Origin of the sequence: Halocatena halophila (genome assembly GCA_027563145.1) — an archaeon.
In the GTDB taxonomy this organism is placed as follows: domain Archaea; phylum Halobacteriota; class Halobacteria; order Halobacteriales; family Haloarculaceae; genus Halocatena; species Halocatena halophila.
Window position 1 is genome coordinate 2622756 of the sequence record CP071306.1, and the last position, 25675, is coordinate 2648430.

The following is a 25675-nucleotide window of genomic DNA, read 5'->3' on the forward strand; positions in this document are numbered from 1 at the left end:
GCATGCCACCAATCGATCCATCCGAACACACGATCGCCGAACTCGGGCCGGCGCTGAAAGACATCGAGGATGTCACAGCGCTCGAAGCAATACTGAAAGCAGAACAGGACGGAGAAGATCGAAAGGGCGCAGTGACGCTGATCGAAAGCCGCATCGAGAAGTTTTCGGCGGACGAATCTGACGAGTCCGGACCGATCGATCCAGGCGACTGCTCGGTTGCCGAACTCGGGAATGCACTGCAGGATCTCGATACGGAAAGCGAACTCGAGACACTCCTCGAAGCCGAACGATCGGGAGAAGACCGAGACAGCGCAATCAGACTGATCGAAAATCGAATCGACTCCGTGGCAGGGAGCGATGGAGACGAACACGAGACGACGACGGAACAATCACCGGAAGAAAAACATCCCGATCTCGACCATCCGACTGCAGACAAACGCCACGTGCGCGCGCTTGAGGAGGGGACGTATCGGGACATGTGGGTCTACTGTGAAACCCAGGCCGGCCAGCTGATCGACGTTTCCAAAGAGATGCTGGGCAAGGCCCGCGAGCTGATGGACGCCTACAACGAGGCGCACGACGCCGACGAGCGGGTGATAGCCGTCGTGATCGGCGATTCAGTCGAGGGACTGGCCGAGGCAGCGATTGGCTATGGCGCAGACGTTGCGCTCTACTACGAGGACGACCGGCTAGAGCGCTTTCGACACAAGCCATACACGGAGCTGTTCGCGGAAATGGCCCGAAGCGACGCATCATTTCGCTCGTACGATGAGCCACGATACACGCTGTTTCCCGCGACCAACAACGGCCGAGATCTCTCCGCGCAGGTGCAGGCAGAACTCGACAGTGGCCTGGCAAGTGACTGTTCTGGGCTGTACATCGAGGAGACGGTGATCTCGAACCCGGTAAAAACCGGACAGCCCGGTGAGAACAAAACGTTCGAACGAGTGTTGCACATGAAGCGCCCGGACTTTTCGGGCTTTGAGTACTCGACAATCCTCTGTCTCGACAATCCCACGCGGGAGTTCCATCCACAGGGAGCGTCCGTGATTCCTGGAAGCTTCGAAGCACCCGAGTTCGACAACGGGCGCACGGGAACCGTGATTGAGCACGAAACGGAACTGGATGAGGACTGGCTCCGTGTGGACGTGACCGATCATGAGCGCCTCGATTCTGGCGTCGATCTTACGACCAACGACGTTGTCGTCGCGCTCGGACGGGGGATCGGTGACAATCCAACTCGCGGCATGGAACTCGGCGTCGAACTCGCCGATGCGTTCGATGACGCCGATGTGGGCGTCTCTCGGGGAATCGTGACGGGTTCGTACGATTTCGAGGGCCACGTCGAGGAGTACACTCAGGAAGAGCGCCAGATCGGTGAAACGGGACAGGTCGTCGCACCCGAACTCTACATTGCTGCGGGCATCAGCGGTGCGATTCAGCACAAGGTCGGCATGGACGAATCCGAGACGATCGTTGCGATCAACACGGATCCTGAGGCACGGATTCGCGACTTCAGCGATTACTTCATTGAGGGAGACCTCTTTGAGGTGCTCCCGCAGTTAATTTCTGCACTCAATACCGGCGAACTGGATCTAAAAGCGCGTGCGGACGGTGGCGACACGGAGGATGATTCCAATGAGTGACCAATACGAACAGTACGAAGCCATCGTCGTGGGTGCAGGCCCCGGCGGTGCGGCCGCAGCGGCAAAGCTCGCAGACGAAGGGATCGAGACGCTGGTACTCGAACGCGGCGTCAAGGCGGGGGCAAAAAACGTCTCTGGAGGCCTGTTGTACGCAGAGGATTCTGCCCCCTACGCGATCGACAACCTCTATCCCCAGATCCGACTCGAAGCGACCGAACGGCCAATCACGGAGTACTACATTCAGAACGTTGCCGGCAGTACCGTCAAAGAGTACGATCTGACGCGGCTGCACGAACACGACACGCGGTGGTCTGATGCGGTGTTGCGCCGAAAAATGGACTCCTGGCTGGCCGAGCGCGTACACGAACGGACCAGAGAGACCGGTGGCGGACTGCTAAGTGGAATCAAGGTGAACGGTCTGCTCCGTGAGGACGGCGAGATCGTGGGCGTCACCTGCGATGAGATCGACCCGATCCGAGCGGAGTTCATCGTTGCGGCCGATGGTGTCAACAGCGAGCTTGCTCGCGATGCCGGACTGATGAACTGGGAAGACCCCGAACAGTGGTTCCAGGGCGTTAAGGCGACCGTTGAAGCCCCAAACGTTAATGATCGATTCGATATCGGCCCCCAGGAGGGGGTTGCCCACCTGTTCAGCGGCGATCTGTTTGACGGCGTTCGAGGGGGTGGGTTCTGTTACACCAACGTGGACACGCTCTCGATCGGTGCCGTATTTCATCTGGACAGTCTGGTCGAGTCGGCCGCAGAGCCCCACGAGCTGTTGAATGCCCTCCTCGAACATCCGGTCTGTAGTCAGTGGATCGACGACCCATACCGAGAGGTCGAGTACGCGGCAAAGCTCGTCCCAGACTCGAAGAAGGTCGCCCATCCGGATCCACAGTCCGACCGGCTGGTGCTTGTCGGCGATGCGGCTGGCCAGATGCAGGCACAGGGCCCGATCATCAAAGGAATGAACCACGCCGTAACGGCCGGGGCGCTCGCCGGTGAGGCGTTTGCGGGGGCAAAACGCCGCGGTGAGCCAGAATCGGCGGGCGAACGCTACGTCGAGCGGCTGTACGAATCGGGGACGATGGCAAAGCTCCGCCCCAAGCGCTACGAACGGGTGCGACCGATCGCCGAACGCGAACGGGCGACAGAGGTGGTCGACCGACTGCTAGAATCTCCGATCGGGAGATTTGGCGTGCGTGCGCTCGATGCGACCGGGTTGCTCAAGCGGCTGTATAGCTCCCCGTTCATGTCGATGTCCATTCCGGACACACAGACCCCCTACGTCACACTCCCGACGGTGATTGCAGAAACGCTGGGCGAACCAGTCAGTGACGATACGACCGTCGATCCTCCGTCGCTCGAACAACGGATCGGCGAGTTAACCTACGACACTGACATTGGCAATCCACACATCGAATTGCTCGACAACTCTGTCGAGGCGAGCGGAGCAGCTGTCACGGCCTGTCCGGTGAGCGCAAGCGAGTTCGGTGGGGGCTGTTATCGCGAGGAGACGATCGCGTCGAACGGCTCGACGAAAGACGTCGTGAGTCTCGACACCCAGCCCTGTATCGAGTGTGGCACGTGTGCGGTCGTCGCCGACACTGCCTGGGAACATCCCAGTGGTGGCCGGGGCGTCGAATTCAGACAGGGGTAAGACAAACCGATGGTTGATGATCGCCACGCGCGGCTACAAACACTCGCGAGACGCGCACGGAGTGAACGGGCCGCTTTCGATCCGCCCGCTCGACCACCGGATGAGCACCGCGCTCGATCGTACCTCAGGGATGGTCTCGGTCCCGCGCTCGCGATCTACATCGAGAGCCGGACGGACGAAACACAGCCGCCATTGTCACCAGACGAACATTCAACGCTCGAAACCACAATCAACGACTGGCTTGGGCTGTACGCACGATGTTATGAAACACGCATAGAGGCGGTAATACCGGCCCGTACCGCCGCAACAGCCCTGATAGAAACCGGGTCGCTACTCGATACCGCCCAGCTGTTGACACACGTCCCTCAGCGGACAGATGATCGTGGCAGTACAAATGGTTAAGTAATGAGGTGTGTTAAAATTACGCATGCAGTTCTCCGATGAACTCGAGTTTGCCCACCGCGGCCGCAAAGACGTGTACGAGCACGTCGAGCGACACGGAACGGTCGATTATGAGACCGCGCGACGGGCGCTCAACATGGAACCGACCGCCTTTGGCCATCACGTTGCGATCCTAAAGCGCGATGGCGTGATCGAACAGGACGACGAGACGCTTTCGGTGGCGTTCGAATCCGAATCCGAGGAGCGCTATGCGGACAACGATGTGGAGGTCACGATCAGACAGGCACACAACAGCGATCTGACGGGGCTCGTGGGTGCGATCCGGAGTGCGATCGAGGATAAGACGTACATCGTGGCCGAGTCGATCGCCGATATCGTCGATCACGAGAACGTACTGCTCAGACACAACGATCTCGAGTCACGCGTGTTCTTCGTGGCAACGGTCAACGGTGACGTGGTTGGCTGGGTGCACCTCCACGCACCCGAGGTCGAAAAGCTCGGCCACACTGCAGAGCTGACCGTTGGCGTGCTCGATGAGTATCGCGATCACGGCATCGGGAGCCGGCTGTTAGAGCGCGGACTTGAGTGGGCTCGCGAACACGACTACGAAAAGGTGTACAACAGCGTTCCCTCAACGAACGAGGCTGCGATCGAGTTTCTCGAGACCCATGGCTGGGAGACCGAAGCAGTGCGCAAGAACCACTACCAGATCGAGGGCGAGTATATCGACGAAGTGATGATGGCCGTCGAGCTTTAGGGCCACGACGCGTCGTCGGTATCAAGCACCTCGGCAACGACGCCGTCGCGCTGTGCGATGACACGACCGTGGGCGGGACAGACGAGTCTGGGTTGGTTTCCCGGAACGAAGAGGCGAACTGCAGCCGTATTTTCACACTCGGTCTCCGAACAGTCCATACGTGGTCTCCGTGTTGAATACTCACAGTCGTTTCGCCCGGAGTAGCACTGACGATGACACCACGTTCGATTTCGCCGATCACACAGATTCGCTCGTTGGTCAGTCGTTCGGTCTTGTCTTCGACGCATCGCTTGATACGATCTCGGGTCCCGGCGAGCGGACTGGCCACCACTAGCTGGAGTGTCAGACAAAGACACAATTACGATTGTATCGTTGCCGGTCTCAGTGACCCATTCAAAGAATATTTATAGATCTATTCACGCGACCACTGACGACGCCATCGGTCAGAGTAGAAGTCGCCACAGAAGTACTATATTTACGATATTATCTGGCTGTTTTGTTTATTATTTTGAGGATTTCGAAAATATATTATCAAATTAATCTATAGGTAATATTGTGATATGAGATAGCTCCTAATGAACGGCGGTCGGAGCCGGCCGCCCTGAACCTCCCCCCGCTCATCATCACACGGTGAAGCGATACTCCAGGAGTACCGCCGGACGTCTTTGGATGAGTGGTGAATTATCAGACACAATCATCACCAAATGGAAGCCGATCAGGACCAATCGATCGACACGAACGAATCGACAGCAATTACCAAACACTCCCGGCGCGACATGTTGCAGGCCGCGTGTTCGGTAGGCCTCGGAATGGTTACCTTCGCTGGTACGGCAGCCGCAACCAGTGACCCATCTCCAGACGAGAGAGCACCCTCGCGAGAGTCCTCTTTCTCTTCGAATAAACGCCGTTCGGACGACGTTGAAACGCTCGCGGTCTATCCCTCCTGCGTCTGGAAAAGTGGTAATCCAGGCGCAACGATCAGGGGTGGGAGTTGTGCCAGACACGCTTACAGCAACTCCTGGGACTACGCTGGCTACATCCTTGACACGTATCCGGGGTTAGACGACTGTCGCTGGCAAATTAGCGTCGCTGGCGAAATCGAAGCTCATGCAGTCGCCGAACCAGGAGAGTCGATAACGATCGGCTGCGATACCTGGGACTGAATCTGTTTGGGCAGATTTTTTCACGTACAATCACGCATTCCTCGGCTCTCACGCCGTACTGCGACGAAGAATGCTTCAGAACACAACAATCTCTTCGCTCGAAAATTTATATTTTCCACTTTAACTCTATAATTTTAATATAACTAAAATCCGAAAGATTCTTTGTTCCATGTTCTATCCATTAGAATGCTGTTGGTCCTCATGACAGACCAATCGTGTGCCGGGCCAGCAGCGATAGAAACGTCAGGTAACTCATGACGATGTATGGTCTACAGCGATCGACAGGAAGAATCGATCACCAACAACCGTTCACGGACGTGACGAGCACGGTAACTCGATTCATGGCCGGTCCGTGTACATGCAGCGACGATTGTTCGTGTGGTGGCGATTGCGGTGGCGACTGTAACTGTTGAGTTGTCACGTTGTCAATCGAACCATTTTTTTGGAAGCTCCAATGAGAGATCTTTATCGATCCCTTCTGAACACTCCGTACAGGAATCCTCCCATTGAGCTGAGAGCAAGAATGGCACTGAAACTGATCGTTGCCGAAAATCCACTGTCAGCCGTCCAGGCGTATTCAACCAGTTGCCATCCCGTTCCGGGGACTTCAAGAGCTATCGCATCACCACCGATCGCCTGCCACAACACGGGCACGACAACCCCCAGGAGCGTCCATAAAACGACCGCACAGAGCGCCGACCCAACCAGGAAATAACGAACGAAGGTGAAAAATGATCTCCGTGGGACTGGATGAGCGTCCGTGTCGTAGATTCGTATTCCATCCTTTTGATCTTCAATTCGTACATCCTCACGGTGGCGTATCACCACGACCAGCATCCATAGGTCACCAACTGACCCCCCGGCATTGAAGGCGAGCGGGACGACGAGCCAATACCAGTCGAGTCTAACCATAAACACTGTTCCAAGAACCGAGATGAGAATCAACGGAGCAATCACAACGGCGATGAACTGATTCCGGGACAATCGGGCGTTCTCAGCCGTCACGTACGCGTACGGAAAAAAGCCGTAAGCGAGTCCTGCTCCGAAAACCGGTCGGACGCCAAATGACCGGATTACAGCCCCATGAATGAGTTCGTGGAGCAGAACAACGACGAGCGTGAGTATCACAATGAAGAACAATGGAACGATACCCCGAAGCAACGAACCATCATTCAGTTGTAGGGATAGCTCCGGCGAGAATCCTGTTAGGGATGTGTATATTGCGCTAAAGACGATCGCACCGATGATGAAGCCCCCGGTGCTGAGGGCTGTCAATTCCAGCGCCAGTGAGCGAGTCAGTTCGAATTCTTCGATGAGTATATCAGCGTCATCCGATGGTGGGGGCTCCATTTTGTGCTCGTACACTCACAGAACTCCCACCACGGTATGTGTTTCTCAACTGTACACTGTGACACCGTATCAGACGGGCCACAATTGTGGGTGAGCTGGTACTGAGTGTGATCGTTAGTTCGTCCGCCGACTGGAAACTGTCCAGTGTGTGATCCGAACGGTGGTCGGCTGACGACTCACTCCTCTGCCCTCAGAGTACCGATGCCAGAAATATGAACAGAATGCTGAGCGTAAGCACGAACTGCATTGCGGCCGAGCCAATGACACCAACCGTGGCGACGAGTGCTGTCCGCGCGCCGGCGCGTGCATCGCGATGGCGGTAGATTTCCCCACCGAAGACGGTAAGCGCTATTCCAAGCAGCATGCCGAGCGGTCCAGTGACGAAAAACAAGACGAAACCAACGATGCCGGCAAGCGTGGTTGTCAACCAGGATGCACCACCGAATTTGGCCGCGATTGCGCCCGCAAACGTGTCAGTGAGCACCGCCGTGAACCCAATCACTGTGATGACGACAATGGAGAGGAGTCCTGGTTCGGAAAATCCGCTCGTCCACCAGTAGAGTCCGACACCCAACAGCGAAAGTGGGGCACCAGGTACCATTGGAACGACGCTGCCGACCACGCCTGCAAGACCCAACACCACCGCGAGCAAGAGGACGAGCTCACTCATCGTACCACCGCCGTTCTGTGGCCGCCGCCTCGGTTCCGTACCGATCGACGAGCACCCGAAGCGCCCGACCAAGCGCGCGTCGACAGCCACTCGCGGAGTGATACCCCAGTTTGGTGGCAACCACTTCCCAGGAGATAGCTTGCAGGACGCGCGAAACGAGTAGTCGCTCCTGGTCCGGCGTGAGACTCGTACACTCCGGATCGCTGAGTGCTCGTTCGACCAGCCGCCTGAACGGGCGTGGCTGCATATCGAACTGCCCGGGTCCGTACGCACAGCTGGTTATCAGCTGCCACTCTCGATCGGAGAGCGACCGCTCAATCGGTCGTTCGGTGGCCGCATAAACGCCCCGAAGGAGATCGGGCGAGACCGCCGAGAGCGTATCACAGCACATTCCACCAATCCGTTCTTCGAACCACCGGGTGTGCTTCTCGAAGAGGGCCGACGCACCCGGACGGAGCATGACGGCGCTGTGCTCGCCGCTGGTATCGTTCCGGGTAGTTGATAGATGGACCATCTTGTAGCCATTCGCCGTCCAGAACCGTAGCAGTTCGGGTGTCGCTCCAAAGGAGACACCGAACCAGCCTGCCTCGTCGAATTCGGCGTGGAGTTTGGTGAGCAGTTTCGAGCCGATCCCCCGCGACTGAATGGCCGGATGCGTGGCGATGCGCATCACCCGATAGCCCACCGGCGTTGCACCGTCCGGATCGCGAAGCTGGCTGGTGAGCAGATCGGGGATCATGTTGCCTCGGAGCCGCTCACCACGGTAGGTCGCCCGACGGCGCTGTTCTCCAATGGCACCCTCGCGGGCGAGTAGCGCGACCGCGACGACGTGTCCATCGGCAGTCAGTACGCGTACGTCGAGATTCGGCGCGTCGAGCAGGCGTGCGAGATCGTCGGGTTCGGTTCGGTAGTGGGCGAGCACCAACAATCCGAACAGCGAGCGAAGCCGATGGTCGTCATCGATCAGCTCCGCTGTTGTCAGTCGTTCGTACACACACTCATCTGGCGTCACATCTTCGATGAGTGGCTCAACGGGCGGGGTGGCGTCCAACAACAGCGCATGGAAGGCAAATTTCTCGATCGGATCGTCGTCTGCGTATCGAATCGGCGTTTGCATCGTCCGGTGTGTCACGTCAAGGTTGCTCTCGGTCAATCGGTCCTGAAACCGAACCGCGAATCCGCGGCCGGTCCCCTCATAGCCGTGGACAGTGGTGGCGAACGCGACTGGCGTTTCGGTACAGAACTGCTCAAGCGTGCCAACCGGAAGTGCTGCGGCCTCATCCACGATACAGGCGTCGGCTGACTCGATTTGATCGATGCCGTCCGTTGGAGAGACGTATTTCACTGTCCCACCCGTGGTCGTCTCGACCGATATCTCCGTGGCGGTCTGGCGAACGCCACAGTCTGCGACGAGTTCGCTTGCCCGCTTGAACAGCGCCCTGACGTTGCTGGTGGCGGGTGCCGTGATGAGCACCCTTGCGCCCTCAACGGCGAGCGACCCGGCAGCGAGCCCGGCCACGCTAGATTTTCCCCGACCACGATCGCTCTCGAGCACTGTCGCCGTTCCGGGCGTCTGCAGTCGTTCGAGAGCAAAGAGTGTCCTCGCCTGGTCTGTCGTGAGACACGACTCGTACGCAGCAGCTGGAAAATCGTGTGATTGCGGTGGCTGTGGCTGGGGACGCGCTGTGGAAGGCGGCGGATCGGTCAGTCCATCTCGAAGCACTGTTTCCGTCGATACGTCGAGGATCGCGATGCCGTCGTGGAGTTCGAGCAACGACCCGAGCCGTGTCCGAAATGCACCCGTCACGTCGTCAATCGTCGCCGGAGGAACTGCAAGCGTCGCATCGAATTCGTCACGACGTTCTGGCCACCGAGACAATGTCGGCGTCAGCCAGACAACCAGCCCGCCGCCATCGACCGCTCCAATCGTCCCCCCGAGCGTGTTCGGCTGACTCGACTCGTGGCAATCGACCAGCAGACAGTCCTGGGTGGTGCCGAGCAGCGAGTCGGTGTCGCTGTGTGGGACGGAACGAACGTCAGGCAGATCGATGGATCCAACCGTCACGACCGTCTCCGGCTCTGCCACAGAGCAGACCGTTTTGGCGACCGTGATTCCACGAGCGCGGGGACCGGTCACCACGAGCAACCGTCGCTCGTTGGCCCGGCATGCCTCCTCGTGTACGGCTCGGATGGCCCCTTCGAACATACCGGTGAATACTCTCCAGTGCCATTGGACCTGGCGATCCACACTCATGGCGTGTGGTGAACACGCATGGTCGCTCGTGTTCGGAAGCCCTTTTATGGACGGCTGCAGTAAATCGGTGTACAACCCGTGTGGGGTTGATGATACTCCCAGCCAGGGACAACTCGCCGAGAGCACTCGGCAAGTGGATCCCGTGAGCTACTCTCGAGAGTGAATGAATCAGAGGGTCCTTGCGGGATCCACGAGGCGGGGGAGTGCGAGCCGACACACGGGGTAGATCAGAACAATGTCAGTATACGTAGACTTCGACGTTCCGGCAGACCTCGCTGAAGACGCCCTTGAGGCCCTGCAGGTCGCCCGGGACACAGGCACGGTCAAGAAAGGCACCAATGAAACGACAAAATCAATCGAGCGAACCAGTGCGGAGCTCGTGTACGTCGCCGAAGACGTACAGCCCGAGGAAGTCGTCATGCACATTCCGGAGCTGTGTGACGAAAAGGAGATTCCGTACGTGTTCGTCGAGACTCAGGACGACATCGGACACGCCGCCGGACTCGAGGTCGGGAGTGCGGCCGCAGCACTGGTCGATGCTGGCGACGCCGAAGGCAGCGTCGACGATATCACGAGCAAACTCGGAGACCTCAGGTAAATGAGCGCGGAAGAACAGGAGGGAGCGACGGCTGCAGAAATCGTCGAAATCGTCGGTAAAACGGGGATGCACGGCGAGGCCATGCAGGTCAAATGTCGCATCCGCTCTGGCAGCAATCAGGGGCGTATCATCACGCGAAACGTCCTCGGGCCAGTCCGCGTCGGTGACGTGCTTCAGCTTCGCGAGACCGCCCGAGAAGCCGATGCAATCGGAGGACAGTAACGATGCCAACGACACGAATCTGCGATTTCAGCGGTGAGGAGATCGAGCCCGGGACGGGCATCATGTACGTCCAGACCGACGGGACCGTGTTGCATTTCAAAGATTCGAAATGTGAGAAGAACTTCTTCCTCGGTCGTGAGTCCCGATCGACCGAGTGGACGCGCTCGGACGAGATCGACGGGGAGGAGACCTGAGGATGGCTCGCGAACGCACGTTCGTTATGGTCAAGCCCGATGGCGTCCAGCGCGGGCTGATCGGCGAAATCGTCAGCCGGCTTGAGGACCGTGGCTTTACCATGGTTGCCGGTAAGTTCATGCAGATCGACGACGAGCTCGCCCGAGAGCATTACGCCGAGCACGTTGATAAGCCGTTTTTCGACGATCTGACCTCCTTTATTACCGCCGGCCCGGTGTTCGCCATGGTCTGGGAGGGCGACGACGTTACCCGGCAGGTGCGACAGATGATGGGGGCAACCGATCCGGCCGAGGCTGCGCCGGGGACGATCCGCGGTGATTTCGCCGTCGATCTCGGTCGCAACGTCATCCACGGCTCGGATAACGAGGATCCGGGTGCGAACGAGCGCGAAATCGAGCTGTTTTTCGATTCTTCGGAGCTCATTGAGTACGAGCGCATCGACGACAGCTGGCTGTACGAGTAACTCGAACCGCTTTGCTGTCTCTCACGCACTCTCGTTGAATCGCCTGTTCGTAGAGAGCGGTGCGTCTCCCGGTTCGCCCCGGATGAAGTGGCCGGCCGGATTGACGTTGCCGTCGCGTTCCATGCTCAACAGCTCGATGAACCAGGCCTCGTGTTCGATTTCTTCCTGAAGGATCCGCTGGGCCATGTCGTACGTTCGCCGGTCGATTCCTTCGGTCATATCACAGACCTCAGACCACGTTCGGATCGCACACCGTTCTGCTTCGAGCAGCTCGGTCAGCACGTTCTCCGGAGAGGGATCGTCTGGGAGCTCTGCGTCGGGACACGACGCACGATCTGCGAACTCGCGGATATCGTTCGGGAGCTGTCCGCCGAGTTCGTACACGCGTGGCACGACGAGCTCGAAATGGGCGCGGTCCTCGAGGCGGGCGTCCTCGGTGATCTCTTTGTAGTCTTCGTTGCCAGCCAGGTGCATGCGGAGATTCGTGTAGTAGTAGTACGTGGTGAACTCCGCGCCAATAGCGTCGATCAGCTTCTCACGCAGCTCAATCGGATCGATTCCTCGTTCTCGTAGTGTCTCCATTCCGACGCGTTTTGACGTATCGCCCCGATCGACTGATCCGGTGGCGTGTGGTTTCTCGTTGCTCACGGTTTGGTCACCTGTCTCCACAGTCGGTGGCCAGCCTCTTGTGATTAATCGACTGCTGTATGTAATTAATTCGGACGGCACAAGTCCACAGGAATGTCTCGGTTGCGACGGCAGTTCTCAGGTGGTTGTAAGGGAACCGGGATGTGTGACCTACCGGTTGATTCGACCTGTCACCTGGTGGGTGATCTCCGGCCGTGCGCTGAACTCGATACTGACCTGTTCGTCGTACGATACGGAGTGGACGTTCGCGTGGTCGTACAGCCAGGAGACGAGACTCATCGCCTCATCATCGTTCGGCACCGTCACTGTGGTCTGCTTGAGCGCTGGGAGCAGGTCGTCTACGCGTTCGGTGACAGCATCGAGTCCCACACCGTTCTGTGCCGAGATGCCGACCGGCGTCGTTCCCGTCATTGCAGTCACGATATCTCGCTTCGCATCGAGATCGTCGGCAACGTCAATCTTGTTCAACAGAGGGAGTACCGGGCCATCACGGTGTGTTTCTAACACGTCGATGCTGGCCGCCGTCTTTTCACGGACTAACTCCACTGGATCGCTTGCGTCCACGACCAGCAGCGCCACGTCAGCGCTGTAGGTCTCCTGCAGCGTGGCTTCGAACGACTCAACAAGCCAGTGTGGGAGCTCTCGGACGAATCCAACGGTGTCGGTCAGGAGGATGCGCCGACCACCGAGCGTCGCTCGGCGTGTCGTTGTGTTCAGGGTTTCAAAGAGGCGATCGCGGACCGTCGCCGACTCGGAGAGATCATGGTGGGCGTCAGATTCGACTTCCATCTCGTCTGCAAGCTGACGGAGCAGCGTTGATTTTCCGGCGTTCGTATAGCCCGCCAGCGCGACCGTGTCGTAGCCACTGTCGTGTCGCCGCTCGCGTTGGCGGTCGTCCGCTTTCGCGAGACTCGAAAGCTCGTCTTTTACCTCCGTTAGCTCCTGTTTGTAGGCTGCCTTCAGCTGCTCGCCAGGCGCTTCCCCGGAGCTCTTGAACCCCTGTCGCCCCCGGCTCTCACCACGCTTTGCCCTGGCCACTGCCCGAGGGAGTTCGTATTCCAGTTCTGCCCGTCTGATTTCCAGCTGGGCTCGTCGTGTTTCCGCCCGATCAGCGAAAATATCGAGAACCAGCCGCTTTCGGTCTTTCACCTCAACGCCGATTGCTGCCGTCAGCTCGAACGCCTGTTCTGGGCCAAGATCACCGTCGTAAATCACCACCGCTGCATCCGTCGTTGCGACGCGTGTCGCGAGCGTCTGCACTTTTCCCGCACCCAGATCGTACGTGGGATCCGGCGCTCGTGTCTGTACCACCTCCGCAACGATTGTATAGCCCGCTGCGGTTCCGAGCTGTCGAATCTCGGTGGTTGAAACTGGTTTCTCGTCTGTTCGCTTTGCGACGATCGCTAACTGATTTCCTGACATGTGTGTTGTGACTGGCGTTCACTCCTCGATGCGTGAACGTCGGCACCGCCCTGGAGGCGGCCGTTGGCGGGCCACAGTCTGAACGCAGCGTCGGCCCGGTCAGAAAAAGCGGGTCTCCATACCCTATCTCCATCACCGAATGCAGTTAGCTGTTTTGCAAGTTTGATAGATTCTCGCACGCGGTCGGCTGATCACACACGACACTGCGAGTTCTCTGTCGTCAATTTCGTCCATACCAACGTCCACAGGCAGGGCCGCGAGAGTCTGGACACAAACGAAGGGTTATTTTGGTGTTTTTCGACGATGTGGAACTCACCACCGAATAGCGAATTGCTGCCAACTGCATGTACAAGTATTCTGCTGTCGACGACGTCTCATTGGGGACCGCCAGCCACACGGTGGTCAAACCGATCAGCCTGAACTGTAATGAACACTCCATCGACAAAGATACTCAAATACCGGCGTGAGATCGGCGGTTTTCTGGGTAGGAGTGTATTCTACGCGGGGAGGAATCTCGTCGTATGAAGTTCGTTCAATAAACCCGTCGTCGGTCAACGTCTGAAGGCGATCGGTCAGTGTCGTTGCTGGAATGTCCAGCTGTTCTTGAATCTCAGAAAAGCGCCGGGGACGTGTGTCGCTTGCGAACGAGTGGAGTATCGGAACCATGTGTGCAGAACCCAGCAGCTCGAACAGCTTTGCCTTCATTTCGACATCAACTTCGGGTGGTGGACTAGCGAACGAAACGTCCAGCAACGAGACAGTGTCCTGATCGGCAGGAGGCATGTGCACCCCTCGTATTCGGTCCACTTACTCCTATAGGTTCGAAAATTGTAGTAGCACCATCGTCTCGGCATCACTTTCATTATTTGTCGTTGATAATTTATCGATCTCAATCTCGTACACTGGTGTGATGCAGTACACACGACTCGGTTCGACAGGGCTAGAAGTGTCACAGTTATGTCTTGGTTGTATGAACTTCGGTACGGGTAAAGAGTGGATGCTCGGCGATCGAGATACTGGTATTGATATCATCCACAGGGCACTCGATATGGGAATCAACTTTCTGGATACGGCCAACGTGTATTCGTGTGGTGAGAGTGAATCGATCGTTGGCGAGGCGATTGATGGATACGACCGAGACCAGCTCGTGATCGCCACGAAAGTGTTCGGTCCGATGGGTGACGGACCGAACAGGCAGGGGCTCTCTCGCAAACATATCATTGATCAAGCAGAGGCGAGTCTCGACCGGCTCGGGACCGACTATATCGATCTGTACCAGATTCACCGATGGGATGAACACACCCCGATCGAAGAGACACTTTCTGCACTTGACTCGCTCGTAACTGCTGGAAAAGTGCGCTACATCGGAGCAAGTACGATGGCGGGCTGGCAGTTTTCGAAGGCCCTGCACACAGCAACGGTCGAAGGCTACGAGCGATTTGTCAGTATGCAACCCGAATACAGTCTGATTTCCCGACACGAAGAAGAGAATCTGTTACCAATCTGTGCCGATACTGGAATTGGCGTCCTTCCGTGGTCACCGCTCGCTGATGGCGTACTCACCGGAAAATACGACCGGAATGGATCGATGCCGGCAAACACACGCGGTGAGACCTTCGAAAGAGTACGCGAGCGGCTCACGGAAAATGCGTGGCAAGTTCTTGACGTCGTGAATGATATCGCAAGAGAACATAATGCCACCCCAGCACAGATCAGCCTTGCGTGGTTGTTGCACAAACCGGTTGTCGATGCCCCGATTATGGGCCCGCGAACGATGGCTCATCTCGAAGCCAATGTTGGGGCATTGGAACTGGAGCTGACCGACGAGGAGATTGAACGGCTTGAAGCCCCGCTCACCCCTCGATGGCGGGCCGAGGATTCACAGTAATCAGGCCAGCCACTCCTCGGGTTTCGTGTCGTAATCCACATCCGTGGCTGCCAGATGGGAGACTTCCTCCCAGGGCAGTTCGGTCTCTGAGAGCTCCTCGCCGTCATAGCGCAGCAGTTTTCCAACCTCTTCGGGTGTTGGCTCACTGTCGCGCCGTCGTGCGACCTCAATGTCGTTTTCGGAGAGCTCCTTCGTGATCGTCTTGAGATTCACCGGATGGCCCCAGAGCTCGAAGACGCGTTCGAGCACCTGCGTTGCCTGCTGAACGTCGAGCATGACGCCGTTGTACTGATGGGCCAACAGCAGCTCGTTGCGGTTGTTGTAGTTGCCGTCTTCGACGACGATCGTTGGCTTGCCGAAGTTCGAAAACCGCAGCATGAGCTTCTTTTTCACGTCCTCAACATCGGTACTCGTGACGCGATAATCCTCGGTCGTCTCCATATACTCGTAGGTGAAATAGCTGTGTTCCTCGACGAACTCCTGGGTGAGAAACTCATCGAGGAACGTGACATCGTTGTGGCTCTCACGAATCTCGTACATGCGATCCCAGCCGGCCGTGTGATTGACGGCCTCGATCGCTTCATCAACGGAGCCATACCGGCTGTCGTCGAACAGATAGCGCGCAATCCGCTCGACCGTCCCCTGACTGATTCGTTTGAGAAAGCCCCGATGCTGTGGTTTGACCAGCGAGTAATGGCGCTCTGCCATTCCCTCGTAGGTCAGCAGCTTCCATGGGAATCGATCGACATCAATCTCACCGTCACGGGCTCGCTCGAGTGCGTCACCATCGATTCGCGGGTCGTCGCCATCGAGGGTGTCGAGGCGGTCGCTTCGGATGCGATCAACCATGGGTGCAGGCTCTAGCGTCTCGTGCACCCGATCGAGATCGACCCGGTCGTGGAAATTTCGCCACGTGACGCCCTCCACTCGGAGCAACGCCTCGACGACCGCCCGCCGATTGGTAACGTTTTCGACGTACTCCCAGAGCTCTTTGCCCAGTTTGTACGGGTTGAATCCCGGCGAACCGAGCACCTTTGCCTGATGGTCGGCATAATGGATGAACTCGTTTTCCTCGGCGAATCCTTCTTCGCCCATCATGATCGACTCCCAGTAGGCTGCCCACCCCTCGTTGAGCACCTTCGTCATCTTCTGGGGGGCAAAATAGTACGCCTCCCGGCGCAAGAGCTCGATGATCTCGCGCTGCCAGTCCTCGAATTCGACTGCCTTCTCGGTTGCTTCGTCGTATTGGCGGCCGTGTGTTCGCAAAAACGAGATGAGATCGCGCTCTGGCTCCGTCGGGAACGTCGCCACGCCATCCTCATCGCGCTGGGACTCGAGCCAGTCTTCATTGAACACCTGTCCGAGCACCTCCTCGCTCAGATCGAGCTCTTCGAGCTTCTCTTCGATGTCCGAGGCCATCGAGGGCTCCTCAAGCCAGTCTTCGACGGTCGAAAACGGCCGGTGCTGATCGATGCAGTCTTCTAAACAGAGTACGTTGTCGATCCACTTTTCGACAGCCTCGCGATCGATTGATGGATCTTCCATGTACGATTCGATCCGGTTGGCGTGACTCGCCAGCATCCGTGCGGCGTTGGGATCGTCGGCGAACAGTCCGTACCACTGGTTGTTGGCGAAAAAGTCTGCGTGGGCCTCAACGTGCGTGATGACGGCCTTTTGATCCGCGAGATCGTTCGACTCCTGGAGAAATGCGTGTGCTGGATCGTCGTTGTTCACCAGCTCGTAGGCCTTTCCGCCGAGGAACTGGCGTTGCTTTCGCTGCTGATCGTAGGTCATTCCCCACCGCCAGTGTGGATAGCGGCGCTGAAAGCCGTTGTACGCAACGAGTGCGTTCATCTCGTCGTAGTCGACGATCCAGTAGTTCACCGGATACGGATCCAGCCCGAGCGTTGTCGCCAGCTCGTGGGCCTCCGTGACGATCGGTTCGAGCGACTCGGCAATCCGCTGCTTGTCGGCTCTGTCTGTCGTTGGTTTACTCATTGTCTTCGGTGCTGAGGATGGTGTAGATCGCATCAACAATGTCGCCAGGCCCGGTCACGTATGCGACGGCGGTAGATCCGTCCTCGCCGAAATGGCGCTCGACTTCTTCTGCGTGCGTGGCGTTGATTGCGTTCCCGCTCGGCTGCGTCTCGACGTACGCGTGTAGATTCGCATCGATCTCCTCCATCATCGGAATCACGCGCTCCGAAGTGTCGTTCGAGGAGTTCTCGGAATCTCCCGCCGCGAAGACGTAGCGATTCCAGTCGCTCCAGGGATACTCCTCTAAGAGCTCGGCTGCCAGCTGGTATGCGCTCGAAATCCGCGTCCCACCGCCCGAGCGAATGCCGAAGAATTCATCCCGTGAGACCTGCCAGGCGTCCGCGTCGTGAGCGATGTAGATGAATTCGGCGTTGTCGTACTTACCGGTCAGATACCAATCGAGCGGCGTGAACGTCCGTTCAACCAGCTCGCGCTTTTTCTCGCGCATTGATCCCGACACGTCGCGGATGTTCACCACGACAACGTTGCGCTCTTTTTCTTCGATCGTTTCGGGATAGCGATAACGTTCATCCTCGCGGCGGAAGGGAATGTCTTTGATCCCCTCCTCGCGGATCCGAGCGGCAGTCGGCGTCCGATCCACGTCCGCTTCCATCTCTGCAATCGTCTGGTAGGTCGTTCGCTCCTCGGCGGGCAGATGCTCGTATGCGTCTTCGATCCAGGAGCGACTCACGGGAATGTTTTCAGAGCGCGCCCACTCGAAGACGGACTGGGGGCCCATCCCATCGACTTTCAGCGCGGCTTCGACGTACTCCTCGTCGAACTCCATCGCGAGCTTGCGCTTGAGTCCAGCCTTGAACAGCCGATCGAAATCGAGCGTGCTTGCCGGGCCAGTCCGGGTGATGTCGGTGTAATCGCCTTCTTTTTGCTCGACGACGCGCTTTCCTTTCGGTTCGAGTTCGAGGCCGAGCTCGTCGTCAAGCTCCTGGGCGAACTCCTCGGGATCCATCTCGTAATACTCGTGTTCACCCCCTTCTTCGCCCGGCTCGCCGGGTTCGTCGCCGTCACCAGGCTGGGGCTGGCCAACCGGATCGCCAACGTCCGGTGTGCCATCACCGCCCTGTCCGACCCCGCCCTGATCGCGCTGATCGTACTCGAAGCTCGGGAGATCGACGATTTTGATCGGAATGCGAATCTCGTGTGGCAGACTCTGGCCGAGATCACCGTACTGGATGAACTCGGAGAGATCCTGCCGGCGTTGTTCGCCAACCTCTCGGAATCGCTCAAGATCGTCTCTCAGTCCCATTTGTAGCTCACCTGCCCCATGACGTGCCGAGAGGTCAGCTCGGCCGATGCCGCCGTGTAATCGAACATCTCGATCATGTTCTGAATCGTCTCGTCTTTGACGGCGGCCGTTTCGGTGCCGATCGGAGGATCATCCCACTGGCGGGGGTCGAAATCCTCGAACGTCCGTCGCACCTCATCCCAGTCGTGACTCCCGAGGACAGTACGGATCACGGGGATCTCCTTTGGATTGACGGCGGTCGCTTGGAACTCCGCGTCGCGGTTTGCCCAGGCGTGTCTGTTCAACGCGGTGATGATCTTCTCCGTTCGGAACGACCGAACCGCTTCTGATGGGTCCGACCCGGAGTAGTGTTTTTCGTCGAACCGACCCAGGTGCTCGATCTCGAAGATCTTCATTTTCAACGGGTCAGGCTCTTCGTGTTCGCCCCGGTCGTTGACGATCGGCTCGTCTTCTGCCCACCCGTAGACGTGCTCAATGTACTCCTCGACTGTGGCCACGTCGACGCGTTTATCTCGCATGATCGCTGCGAGCACGTCGTCTTCCTGCGCGCTGAAGATCCGATTTTTCACCTGCACAACCCGGTTTTCGAACTCAGTGCGCTCGCTTTCGGAAAACAACGGCGCATCCGAGAGTCCATCGGCCAGCGCGTTCAACACGTCACGGGGCATGATCACGTTCTCGACGGCCAGCTCAGGGTGATGGCGATCCTGGGATTCGTAGAGGAGGTCTGCGATCTCGTCTCGAGTGTAGGTCACTGGGATGCCGTGTTCGCCGTCGCTGGCCTGTTCGCTGAACTCGAACTCGTCTTTCGACATCCGGTCGTCGCCGTCGTGGATGTATCCGGCATCAAACAGCTGGGCTTTATCCCCAAGATCCAGCCCCGGCGGGAGATCGTCAGTATCGAGCCGTGTGACGACGGCGTACAGCGCAGCAGCCTCGATCGCGTGGGGTGCGAGCTCCCTGTCGATCACCTGGTGGCTGCTGTCTCGCACTGTCATCGTCAGGGGTTCGCGGATCTTTTCTTCGAGCTCTTCGTACGCGTCTGCCACCCACACTGACGTCTCGTTGGTCAACTCCCGCCTGAGCAACTCGGCTTCGAGCGAGAGATTCGTCAGATAGCGGAATTCGTGTTTATCGAGCCGCCGTTTGAGTGCCTTCAGGGGGTCCTGGCCCTGTCGGTCGGCATGCTGGTTCAGCTGTGCCTGCAGGTCGGGATTCGAGATGATGATCAACTGCGTGTCGATGTCCATCCCGATCCCCTTATCGAGTTTTACGTGGCGCTCGTCCGGAACATTCAGCAGTTTTTGCAACAGATCGGCGTGCTGGGCGGCGTCTTCGACGAGCGTCAACAGCCCGTTGCCCTGTGAGAGAACGCCGTCGTAGCTGAACGCCTGTGGATTTTTCCGGCCGCGCGAGTCCAGTTTCTGGATCATCCCGCGCATCCAGGAGCCAACCAGCCGTTCTTTGGGCGTCCCCTCGTCTTCGGAGTGCAACACCCCAATTCCATCGCCAACGTCGACGACGATGTTTTTCACGCGGCAGTGCTCTTCGCTCGTCACTGCAGAGAACAAGTTCTCATGGCCGTCGCGTCGATACTGCTCTTCGAGGTAGTCATACGCCTCCCGACAGAACGGATCGAGACGGCTGTCGACCTGGACCGGTATGTGATCGTCGAGGCGATCGTTGACGGCGTCCAAAATGTCTTCCCGAACGGTCTGGGGAAACACCGACAGTGGATGGGCTTGCACGGGGCTTGCGTACCATTCCGAATCGTCGCTGACCTCGCGGTCGCCGTATGTCAGTCCGCCGCCATCGCTGACACCAGAGACGTTCCACTCGATCGTGTATCGTCTGCCGGCCTCGGTTTTGGAGTATTCGCGAAGCCCGTTGATCAGACAACGCTTGAGCTCGGATTTTCCGGTTGCGGTCGGTCCTTCGAGCCAGACGATTTTCTCTTCTTTTCCCCGTTTGGCAGCTATCGATCGGAGATCGTCCACGAACTCGTTGAGCACTTCCGTGTTGCCAAGGATCGCGTGCTCGCCGTCGTTGTGGGGATCATCGAAAAAGCAGTAGCGCTCTTTTTCTTCGCCCTCTTCGACGACCGTTCGCGTTCCTGTCGCTTCGATTGCTTCGAGGAGGTACTTGCTGGCGTGGGCGGCGAGCTGGGGCTGCTCTACAATCCGGTCGACGTACTCCTCTAGCGACATCGGCGCTTCGTACGTCTCGGTCAGCTCTCTGTCCGCCTGGGTGATGAAATCCCGCGTCATTCTTCGAGCTCGGTTTTGGCCACCTCCGCGCCGGCGAACTCAAGGACTTCCTTGGCACCCTCTTTCGAGTAGCCCTGTTCGACCAGCGCGTCGATCCAGGCGTTTCGTTCGTCGTCTTCGGTCTCACCGCTTGAGACCAGCGCCGAGAAGTTGATGTTGTGCTTTTTGTCCTCCCAGAGTTTTCGCTCCAAGGCTCGGCGCAGTCGGTCGTTATCCTGAGGATTGAACGACGTTCCCTCGCGGGCGCGTCGCGAGACCCAGTTCGAGACCTCCTGGCGGAAGTCATCTTTGCGGTCCTCCGGGATGTTCAGCTTCTCCTCAACCGACCGGAGGAAGGTCTCGTCGGGTTCGGATTCGCGGCCAGTGATCTCGTCTTCGATCGTGTCGTCGTCGATGTAGGCCATCACGTGGTCCATGTACTTTTCGCCCTGTCTGCGGATTTCGTCCACATCGTAGGCCAGCGCGTGGCGAACGTCCTCGATTGCGCGCTCTTTGTACTCCTCACGGACCAGCTCGAGATAGCGATAGTACTGCTCGAAGTGTTCTTCGGGGATCGAGCCGTGATTTTCGAGATTAGCCTCCAGGTGATTGAACGTCGTCAGCGGCGAGAGGAACTCTCGACCCCGGTGCATACTGTCCATGATCGCCTCTGCGATCTCGTCGCTCACAAACCGGGGTGAGACACCCTCCATCCCTTCGCCAACCTCGGCGGTTTCCTGGGCCTCCTCGCGGAGCTTTTTCAGATCGATGTCGTCAACGTCGTCGCTTTCTCCGTTGTAGGCCTTTGCCTTCTGGACGACGCCGATCTGGCCGCCATCGGGATCAACGACGCGCGTCAGGACGCCGAACAGCCCGGCCATCTCCAGCGTGTGTGGCTCAACGTGGATGTCGGGCAGGTCGGCGTTGTTGAGCATCTTCTGGTAGACCTTCGATTCTTCTTCGTACTGGAGAACGTACGGGAAATCAATCCGTTTGGTCCGGTCGTTGAACGCCTCCATCTTCTCGTCGCCCTTTTTCTCCTTGTATTCGGGCATGTTGGTGCGGCCAACGATCACCTGATCAATGTCGATGCGCGGGTTGTTTTTCGGTTTGATCGTCTGCTCCTGGCTCGCGTGCAAGAAGTCGTATAAGAACTCGCGCTGGAGCTTTAGCAGCTCTTCACCGCTGAAGATGCCGCGATTTGCGTTACAGAACGCGCCGGAGTAATCGAACGCGCGCGGGTCCGACTCGCCGTAGACGGCGATCTTCGAGTAGTTCACGTCGCCGGTGAGCTCGGTTTCGTCCTGGTTTTTCTTATCCTTGGGTTCGAACGTCTCGATCGACCGGCGTTTGTTCTCATCGGCGACCAGCCGGACGATCTCCACGTGGTTTTCGAGCACCTGCTTGAGATTGTCGTCGTACTCCTCGAGCAGCTTGTCCATGTAGAACTCGCTCGCCGGATCGAGCGACTGCTCGTTGCGAATGGTGTACGGTGCTGTCAGTCGTTCGTTCAGCGTTTCGATGATTCGATCGCGCTGGGTCTGGGGCAACAGGACGAGTGGGTCCTGGTTCATCGGCGAGCGGACCACGTCGTCGCTTGGATCCTGATCGTGGATCACATCACAGAGGTTGATCCAGCGGAAGGTGTACATCCGTCCGTCGTCCCGGAGCGTGTAATCTTCGAAATACCGACGGACCTGTCGGTCGAAATCGGATTTACCCGAGCCGACCGGGCCGAGCAGCAGCTTGATCCGTTTTTCTGGTCCGAGTCCCCGAGCGCCGGATTTCACCTTGTTGACGAACTCGTGGATCGCTTCGTGGATGCTGCGTCCATAGAAGGTGTTCTCCCCGTCGAACAACGGGTCCTTGCTGGCGAGTCGGTACTCGACGACACCGGCGTCTTCGTCGTACTCGGTGCCGTAGTAGTCGAACATGTCCGCGACGCGCTGGTGGGCGCTGCGGGCGATTTTGGGCTCCTCGTGGACAGCCTCCAAGTACCACTCGAACGAGCGAGTGTGACGCAGGTCAGCGGGAATCGAATCCTGGTACGCCTGGCTGAGGTCTTCGAGGGTTGCCATGTTACCTGTCATGGTATCACGGAGTCGGTCTGGTGTGTCCGACCGCGTAGGGTGTCGGAGCCTCCCGCGGACAGCACCCCATGCTGTGAAGATTCGTGGTGATCAATGGCCGGCCGTGCGTGCCGTCAAATCACCCGTTGGGGGCTGCAACGTCGATCAACACAGCAGGGGGGCCGCCGGACGAGAGCAATCCCCGATACTATTTATCACGTTAGTCCTTAACATACATAAGTCTTCCCACCATCCCACGATCAAACGTGTGTAACTGTCGATAAAACCGGCCGCCATCGTCGTGCACCGATTTGTTACACTGTGCTTCCGATTGGATGCTTTATATGGGGGGTGCTGATCTGGTGATCGGGTGGCTGAAGGTGTGGGCCTGCCAACGGGAGGTATGGATGGAGAGTTTCCCAGCGGGTGGGAGCGCTGGGACGAGGGTCCAGATCGGTTGATACTGGCGTATCGTCCGGACGTGTTCGATGGGAATGAAATTCCGTCGGCGTGCATGCCGACGCTCTATGTGACGCAGGGAAAGCGCACTCGCCGGCCGGGACGGAATCGGCGCGAGACCGATTCGTGGTTCGTGACGTTCTATCTCGAACCCGAGGTGACGGTCACGGAACAGCGGTTCGACGATCGGGACACGGCAATCGAGGGGGCCGGGGAGCTTGCCGCGCAGTTCGTTGCTGGGGAGATCGATTATCGTGGTGCGTATCAGGTGGCTCGGCCCGAGTATTTCAGGGCGCTCGATTCGCTCGTTGGTGAGGGTGCTGCGGAGTGAGTGGGTTGGTTGTGATTTGTGGCTAGTTGTGGATCACGAACCACTTGTTGGAATAAATTAATTTTAACAGTGTGTCTGGTCGAAGGTATTTTGCTATTGGGCCACTGATGTATTGCTATGGTAGTATCGTCTCGTGATAACACGGAAGCGGGTGTTGTATTCACCCATGAAGGTGATCTCATTACCGCAATCGACATTGAGACGGGGCTAGCAGCCAGTGGTTCATCGAAAGCGGAGGCACTGTCATCGCTTGCTGATGTGCTTGAGTTGCACGAGGGCGGTGGAGAGCCAATTGAAGACGAGGATGCATTTCTCATAGAGCTCGGGATTGACGCAGACGAATTTGATGAAGACACATCGCCGCCGTCCTGGATGGTCTGAGTCAGAATGGCGTATGCGAATTTTTCCGGGACAGAGATCATCAAAGCGCTTCGGAAAAAGGGATTCCATCCAATCAGACGGAAAGGGAGTCATGTTACACTGCGCTACGAACATCCTGAGACGGGTACGGTGAGGAACGTCCAGGTACCAGTGAGTAGTGCAGATGAGATCTCTCAAGACACGTACCGATCGATTGCCACCCAATGTGGAGCTCAGGACTTCGAGAAATGGTGTGAATGGATCAAAGAGAACTGCTGATTTGACTGTTGATGTCGATCGTGGCGAGTGAGATTGACCACCTCGAAACGTAGTGGATTACTCGATTGCTTTGGTTTGCTATTGATGAGCACGCTTATGTGAAGCGTAAGTGCTGATAGACAGTATTTGTGCAGTCAATACAACCCGAATTTAGACTATTGTTGTATTGAAATGTGTGCTGTTGAGCTGCTGTGAATGTGTTCTTTGATGGTATTGTACAATTCAGCAACAGCTATATCGGATATTCGTCACATATTAATAGTGCCATTTTGATGTGGTACGTATACTCACCCGACTGGAGCAAACCGGTTGCCCGGTTTCCCCAGACGTGTACCATCACGTCCGAGGGTGAGGGGTTGAATACGTATGAATCAACAACCCAACACGAACGACGACAGCAGCATAGTTAATGATACTGGAACCAGCGAAGTTCTCAGCAATCTCCTAGAGGACGGGATCGAGAAAGATGATCCCGACCAGTTGGTTGGCGTGATCAAGACGTTGGTTGGTGAACTCCAGGTTCAGTACGAAGCAAATGACGACCTGAGAACCGCCATCGAACGGCGTGATGAACGGCTTATACACCTGGAAACGACGGTTGAACGGCTCGAACGCGAGCAAAAAGAGTACCGCGAGATGAATGAGCGCGATAAAGCCGAGATCAGACAGGACGTGACGGAAAACAAGCGGGCAACGGAACAAAACGAGGCGCACACAGACGCTGTTGCAAGAAAGGTTGCAAATTGTGACGGACGCGAGGAACGGACGCCGTTGGAGCAGGTCGTCCGATTACCCGATGAGATTCTACACAAGGCGAAACTGACGGCCAATCAACGACGAGCGCGGACGATCGCGATGGAGCTCGGCGGACTGGCAACGACAGTGCCGAAAGGAAAGCGGCTGGATTCGACCACGATCAAGGATCAGTTGCAGCGAGAGTATGGATCGGCGCACGACCAGACGGTTGCCCGAGTGATGGCGTTCCTTGATCGGCTCGGTGGTGATCGAACGGAGGTGGTCCACACGGGCAAAGGAAAGGCGGTGATCTTCGACGACTGGCTCGCACAACGGCTCAAGAGGGCTGAACAGTTCACATCGGAGGCGGTGGAGGGCGTGCTCACGAACGTTGTGAGTATCACCACCAGAACGGCCGGCTAGCGTGTGAGCACGGACTCCCCGATAGGGATCTATCCAGGACACAGACGACAACACGAATGAAGGTTGGTGGTGGTGTAGCAGCAGGTGTGAGGAGATTTCCTATCGTTTCAATTTTAGTTTTGTGAAATTTGGGT

26 protein-coding genes are annotated in these 25675 nt (G+C 57.6%); 15 read left to right on the top strand and 11 right to left on the bottom strand.

What is annotated here, in order from left to right; genetic code table 11:
• Positions 1–2 precede the first annotated feature (2 nt).
• Genes JXQ78_RS13915 through JXQ78_RS13930 form a run of 4 tightly spaced genes read left to right on the top strand, consistent with a single transcriptional unit; the run spans position 3 to position 4465 of the window.
• Entirely contained in the window at positions 3–1646 is a 1644-nt protein-coding gene (locus JXQ78_RS13915) for an electron transfer flavoprotein subunit alpha/FixB family protein (RefSeq protein ID WP_330631369.1), read from the top strand.
• Positions 1639–3306, top strand: a complete 1668-nt coding sequence (locus JXQ78_RS13920; protein WP_330631370.1) for an FAD-dependent monooxygenase — start codon at positions 1639–1641, stop codon at positions 3304–3306. Before JXQ78_RS13915 ends, JXQ78_RS13920 begins: the two co-directional genes overlap by 8 nt.
• 9 nt (positions 3307–3315) lie before the next feature.
• On the top strand, positions 3316–3708 hold the full coding sequence (locus JXQ78_RS13925; protein ID WP_330631371.1) for a hypothetical protein: 393 nt from the start codon (positions 3316–3318) through the stop codon (positions 3706–3708).
• 25 nt (positions 3709–3733) lie between these two features.
• A complete protein-coding gene (locus JXQ78_RS13930) occupies positions 3734–4465 on the top strand; it encodes a GNAT family N-acetyltransferase (protein ID WP_330631372.1) in 732 nt (243 codons plus the stop codon).
• Here the strand turns inward: JXQ78_RS13930 and JXQ78_RS13935 are convergent.
• Entirely contained in the window at positions 4462–4623 is a 162-nt protein-coding gene (locus tag JXQ78_RS13935) for a hypothetical protein (protein ID WP_330631373.1), read from the bottom strand. The two genes, JXQ78_RS13930 and JXQ78_RS13935, sit on opposite strands and share 4 nt — an antisense overlap.
• Positions 4624–4637: 14 nt before the next feature.
• On the opposite strand from JXQ78_RS13935, the gene JXQ78_RS13940 reads away from it, so the two are divergent.
• Together JXQ78_RS13940 and JXQ78_RS13945 are read left to right on the top strand one after the other, a co-directional pair.
• Entirely contained in the window at positions 4638–4799 is a 162-nt protein-coding gene (locus JXQ78_RS13940) for a hypothetical protein (RefSeq protein ID WP_330631374.1), read from the top strand.
• A 370-nt stretch (positions 4800–5169) separates the two neighbouring features.
• Entirely contained in the window at positions 5170–5628 is a 459-nt protein-coding gene (locus JXQ78_RS13945) for a hypothetical protein (protein ID WP_330631375.1), read from the top strand.
• Positions 5629–6093: 465 nt separating this feature from the next.
• On the opposite strand, the gene JXQ78_RS13950 is transcribed toward JXQ78_RS13945, so the two are convergent.
• From JXQ78_RS13950 to tmcA, 3 genes are all read right to left on the bottom strand, one after another.
• The gene (locus tag JXQ78_RS13950) at positions 6094–6993 is read right to left on the bottom strand and encodes a DUF3267 domain-containing protein (protein WP_330631376.1); all 900 of its coding nucleotides are present in this window, start codon (positions 6991–6993) and stop codon (positions 6094–6096) included.
• A gap of 175 nt (positions 6994–7168) precedes the next feature.
• Positions 7169–7648 (bottom strand): DUF456 domain-containing protein, encoded by a 480-nt coding sequence (locus JXQ78_RS13955; protein ID WP_330631377.1) that lies wholly within the window; start codon positions 7646–7648, stop codon positions 7169–7171.
• Positions 7641–9854 carry a tRNA(Met) cytidine acetyltransferase TmcA gene (gene tmcA / locus JXQ78_RS13960; protein WP_330631378.1) on the bottom strand — a complete coding sequence of 738 codons (2214 nt, stop codon included), beginning with the start codon at positions 9852–9854 and terminating at the stop codon, positions 7641–7643. The genes JXQ78_RS13955 and tmcA overlap by 8 nt, the downstream gene beginning before the upstream one ends.
• A 283-nt stretch (positions 9855–10137) precedes the next feature.
• Here tmcA and rpl7ae point away from each other — a divergent pair, with 283 nt between their 5' ends.
• From rpl7ae to ndk, 4 genes are read left to right on the top strand one after another with little or no spacing between them, the layout of a single operon-like run.
• Complete coding sequence (rpl7ae, locus tag JXQ78_RS13965) at positions 10138–10500, top strand: 50S ribosomal protein L7Ae (protein ID WP_330631379.1); 363 nt, start codon at positions 10138–10140, stop codon at positions 10498–10500.
• Entirely contained in the window at positions 10501–10722 is a 222-nt protein-coding gene (locus tag JXQ78_RS13970; RefSeq protein ID WP_330631380.1) for a 30S ribosomal protein S28e, read from the top strand. It begins immediately after the preceding gene.
• Between the two features lie 2 nt (positions 10723–10724).
• A complete protein-coding gene (locus JXQ78_RS13975; RefSeq protein ID WP_330631381.1) occupies positions 10725–10916 on the top strand; it encodes a 50S ribosomal protein L24e in 192 nt (63 codons plus the stop codon).
• Between the two features lie 2 nt (positions 10917–10918).
• Positions 10919–11380: a nucleoside-diphosphate kinase gene (gene ndk / locus JXQ78_RS13980; RefSeq protein ID WP_330631382.1), complete on the top strand. Its 462-nt coding sequence runs from the start codon at positions 10919–10921 to the stop codon at positions 11378–11380.
• Positions 11381–11401: 21 nt separating this feature from the next.
• Here ndk and dps read toward each other — a convergent pair whose 3' ends face one another.
• The 3 genes from dps to JXQ78_RS13995 form a co-directional block, all read right to left on the bottom strand.
• Entirely contained in the window at positions 11402–12028 is a 627-nt protein-coding gene (gene dps, locus JXQ78_RS13985; protein ID WP_330631383.1) for a DNA protection during starvation protein, read from the bottom strand.
• A gap of 150 nt (positions 12029–12178) precedes the next feature.
• A complete protein-coding gene (gene hflX, locus JXQ78_RS13990) occupies positions 12179–13450 on the bottom strand; it encodes a GTPase HflX (protein ID WP_330631384.1) in 1272 nt (423 codons plus the stop codon).
• A gap of 411 nt (positions 13451–13861) precedes the next feature.
• Complete coding sequence (locus JXQ78_RS13995) at positions 13862–14233, bottom strand: winged helix-turn-helix transcriptional regulator (RefSeq protein WP_330631385.1); 372 nt, start codon at positions 14231–14233, stop codon at positions 13862–13864.
• A gap of 127 nt (positions 14234–14360) precedes the next feature.
• Here JXQ78_RS13995 and JXQ78_RS14000 point away from each other — a divergent pair, with 127 nt between their 5' ends.
• A complete protein-coding gene (locus JXQ78_RS14000) occupies positions 14361–15338 on the top strand; it encodes an aldo/keto reductase (RefSeq protein ID WP_330631386.1) in 978 nt (325 codons plus the stop codon).
• Here the strand turns inward: JXQ78_RS14000 and JXQ78_RS14005 are convergent, their stop codons facing one another.
• Genes JXQ78_RS14005 through JXQ78_RS14020 form a run of 4 tightly spaced genes read right to left on the bottom strand, consistent with a single transcriptional unit; the run spans position 15339 to position 22975 of the window.
• Positions 15339–17336 (bottom strand): SpoVR family protein, encoded by a 1998-nt coding sequence (locus tag JXQ78_RS14005; protein WP_330631387.1) that lies wholly within the window; start codon positions 17334–17336, stop codon positions 15339–15341.
• Positions 17329–18639 (bottom strand): YeaH/YhbH family protein, encoded by a 1311-nt coding sequence (locus tag JXQ78_RS14010; protein ID WP_330631388.1) that lies wholly within the window; start codon positions 18637–18639, stop codon positions 17329–17331. The genes JXQ78_RS14005 and JXQ78_RS14010 overlap by 8 nt, the downstream gene beginning before the upstream one ends.
• Positions 18630–20906 carry a PrkA family serine protein kinase gene (locus JXQ78_RS14015; RefSeq protein ID WP_330631389.1) on the bottom strand — a complete coding sequence of 759 codons (2277 nt, stop codon included), beginning with the start codon at positions 20904–20906 and terminating at the stop codon, positions 18630–18632. Before JXQ78_RS14015 ends, JXQ78_RS14010 begins: the two co-directional genes overlap by 10 nt.
• Positions 20903–22975 carry a PrkA family serine protein kinase gene (locus JXQ78_RS14020; RefSeq protein WP_330631390.1) on the bottom strand — a complete coding sequence of 691 codons (2073 nt, stop codon included), beginning with the start codon at positions 22973–22975 and terminating at the stop codon, positions 20903–20905. The genes JXQ78_RS14015 and JXQ78_RS14020 overlap by 4 nt, the downstream gene beginning before the upstream one ends.
• A 382-nt stretch (positions 22976–23357) precedes the next feature.
• On the opposite strand from JXQ78_RS14020, the gene JXQ78_RS14025 reads away from it, so the two are divergent.
• From JXQ78_RS14025 to JXQ78_RS14040, 4 genes are all read left to right on the top strand, one after another.
• Positions 23358–23744 (top strand): DUF5820 family protein, encoded by a 387-nt coding sequence (locus tag JXQ78_RS14025; RefSeq protein WP_330631391.1) that lies wholly within the window; start codon positions 23358–23360, stop codon positions 23742–23744.
• 117 nt (positions 23745–23861) lie between these two features.
• Complete coding sequence (locus tag JXQ78_RS14030; protein WP_330631392.1) at positions 23862–24125, top strand: type II toxin-antitoxin system HicB family antitoxin; 264 nt, start codon at positions 23862–23864, stop codon at positions 24123–24125.
• Between the two features lie 6 nt (positions 24126–24131).
• Positions 24132–24383 (top strand): type II toxin-antitoxin system HicA family toxin, encoded by a 252-nt coding sequence (locus JXQ78_RS14035; protein ID WP_330631393.1) that lies wholly within the window; start codon positions 24132–24134, stop codon positions 24381–24383.
• 366 nt (positions 24384–24749) lie between these two features.
• Positions 24750–25541, top strand: coding sequence for a hypothetical protein (locus JXQ78_RS14040; protein WP_330631394.1), 792 nt, complete (start codon positions 24750–24752; stop codon positions 25539–25541).
• Positions 25542–25675 lie beyond the last annotated feature (134 nt).